This is a genomic window from Microbacterium sp. B24 (assembly GCF_000333415.1).
Taxonomy (GTDB): domain Bacteria; phylum Actinomycetota; class Actinomycetes; order Actinomycetales; family Microbacteriaceae; genus Microbacterium.
Genome location: NZ_BADB01000418.1, coordinates 1 through 2,069, shown reverse-complemented (window position 1 = coordinate 2,069; position 2,069 = coordinate 1). Strand labels below are relative to the sequence as shown.

1 protein-coding gene and 2 pseudogenes are annotated in these 2,069 nt (G+C 68.3%); 1 reads left to right on the top strand and 2 read right to left on the bottom strand.

Annotated features, from left to right (window positions below):
- Both I5I_RS12430 and glgA read right to left on the bottom strand, forming a co-directional pair.
- A pseudogene (locus I5I_RS12430) lies at positions 1 to 426 on the bottom strand (ATP-binding cassette domain-containing protein); the annotation flags it as partial.
- 70 nt (positions 427 to 496) lie between these two features.
- A complete protein-coding gene (gene glgA / locus I5I_RS12425; protein ID WP_036320126.1) occupies positions 497 to 1,690 on the bottom strand; it encodes a glycogen synthase in 1,194 nt (397 codons plus the stop codon).
- Positions 1,691 to 1,736: 46 nt separating this feature from the next.
- Between glgA and I5I_RS12420 the strand changes: the two are divergent.
- Positions 1,737 to 2,039 (top strand): annotated as a pseudogene (locus I5I_RS12420) (sugar phosphate nucleotidyltransferase); the annotation flags it as partial.
- Between the last annotated feature and the right edge of the window lie 30 nt (positions 2,040 to 2,069).

Below are 2,069 nucleotides of genomic sequence, written 5' to 3'. Positions count from 1 at the left end.
TCCCGAACGTGCGCTCGGCGAGATGTCCAACTTCCACTCGGCCAGCACCCGGCGCGCACGCCGCTCGTCGATCGTCTCGTAGGTCTCGTTCCAGCGCCCCAGCACGAGAAATGCGGCGGTCAGGACGACGTCGAGCACCGTCTCCTCCGGCGGAACCCGGCGGGCCATCGCCGACGACGCGAACCCGATGCGCGGCCGCAGATCGAACACGTCGGTGCGTCCGAGACGCTCGTCCAGGATCGTGACCTCACCCGATGTCGGGTGGATCAGCGTCGCCGCGAGCTGCAGGATGGTGGTCTTGCCGGCACCGTTGGGTCCGAGGACCACCCAGCGCTCATCGTCGGCGACGTGCCAGTCGATGCGATCGATGATGTTGCGAGCATTGCGGCGGACGACGACATCGACGAATTCGAGCACCTGAGGCATGCGCCCAGCCTATCGGGGGCATCCCGCCCATCCCGGCGGTACGCGCCGGACGCGCACGCAGTCCGCGCACTCAGTCCGCGCGCTCGGCGACCTCACGGTAGAGAGCCTCCGTGGCGTCGGCGATCGCCTGCCAGCTGAAGGCCGTGGCGGCGCGTTCCCGGCCGGCCGCGCCGTACGCGCGCGCTCTCTCGGTGTCGGACACCACTTCGGTGAGCACGGCCGCGAGATCGGCGACGAAGCGGTCGGGGTCGACGGGCGTCCCGGTCCCGTCCTGCACCTGCTCGATCGGAACCAACCGCCCGGTGACCCCGTCGACGACGACCTCGGGGATGCCGCCGGTCGCGGTGCCCACGACGGCGGCACCGCACGCCATGGCCTCGAGGTTCACGATGCCGAGCGGCTCGTAGACGCTCGGGCACACGAAGGTGGTGGCAGAGGTCAGGATCGCGCAGAGCTGGTCGCGCTGCAGGAACTCGTCGATCCACACCACGCCGTCCCGGCGCGCCTGGAGGTCGCGGACGAGACCTTCGACCTCGGCCATGATCTGCGGCGTGTCCGGAGCGCCGGCGCAGAGGACGATCTGCACGTCTGCGGGCAGCTCAGCGGCGGCCCGCAGGAAAAAGGGAAGACCCTTCTGCCGGGTGATACGACCGACGAACACCACCGACGGACGATTCGGATCGATGCCGTAGCGCTGGAGAAGCGTATGGTCCTCCCGCGGATGCCACGCCTCCACGTCGATCCCGTTGTAGATCACGCGCACTTTCGCGGGATCGAGCGAGGGATAGCTGCGCAGGATGTCGCGGCGCATTCCGTCGCTGACCGCGATCACGGCGGCGGCGTTCTCGTACGCGGTCTTCTCGATGTAGCTCGACACGGCATACCCGCCTCCGAGCTGCTCCGCCTTCCACGGTCGCAGCGGCTCGAGTGAGTGGGCTGTGACCACGTGCGGGATGCCGTGCAACAGCGAGGCGAGGTGCCCCGCGAAGTTCGCGTACCACGTGTGCGAGTGCACCACATCGGCTCCCGCGACATCGCCGACGATCTCCAGGTCCGTGCCGAGCGTCTGCAGCGCGGGGTTGGCGCCGGCGAGCTCGACCGGCACGCCGTAGGACGTCGTGTCGGCCTCCTCGCGGTCGCCGCCGAACGCACGCACCTGCACGTCGATGCTCCGTCGCAGGGCAGCGACGAGTTCGGTGACGTGGACGCCGGCGCCGCCGTAGATCTCGGGTGGGTACTCCTTGGTGACGATGTCGACGCGCATGTCACGAACGCTAGTACACGGTCGAACGGGGGCCTAGTGTGGTGACATGCCTGCAGCGCCGAAGGTCTTCGGAATCATCCTCGCCGGCGGCGAGGGAAAGCGCCTCATGCCTCTGACGGAGGACAGAGCCAAACCCGCGGTGCCCTTCGGCGGCCAGTACCGGCTGATCGACTTCGCGATCTCGAACCTGATCAATTCGGGACTTCGGCAGATCGTGGTGCTGACGCAGTACAAGTCGCACAGCCTCGACCGGCACGTGTCCCAGACCTGGCGGATGTCCGCTCTGTTGAACTCCTACGTGGCCTCGGTGCCGGCGCAGCAGCGTCTGGGCAAGCGCTGGTTCTCCGGCTGACTCTAGAGGATCCCCGGGACCGAGCTC